Here is a 249-nt window from a genome sequence, read left to right on the forward strand (position 1 = left end):
ACGTCATGGTTGAGCTTCCGGCAGCAACTCCAACAATCGCTCCGGTAGCAGCATTAATCGTAGCGACCGCAGGATTTGATGAAGTCCAAGTTCCGCCTGAAATTGTTGATGAAAAAGTTACTGAATCGCCGATGCAAATGTTTTGTGCTCCGGATAAAGTTCCGGCAGAAACGGGCGCAGTTACTGTTATTGTTCTCGTCGCAGTCGCATTCGGACATCCACCCGAACCAAGCACGGTATAAGTCATGG

1 protein-coding gene is annotated in these 249 nt (G+C 49.4%); it reads right to left on the minus strand.

Going from position 1 to position 249, the window contains the following annotated elements; all coding sequences use genetic code 11:
- A partial coding sequence (locus tag KIH23_RS13690; protein WP_213214058.1) for a hypothetical protein occupies positions 1 to 249 on the minus strand: 249 nt, incomplete at both ends.

The organism is Flavobacterium sp. CYK-55 (assembly GCF_018413465.1).
In the GTDB taxonomy this organism is placed as follows: Bacteria; Bacteroidota; Bacteroidia; order Flavobacteriales; family Flavobacteriaceae; genus Flavobacterium.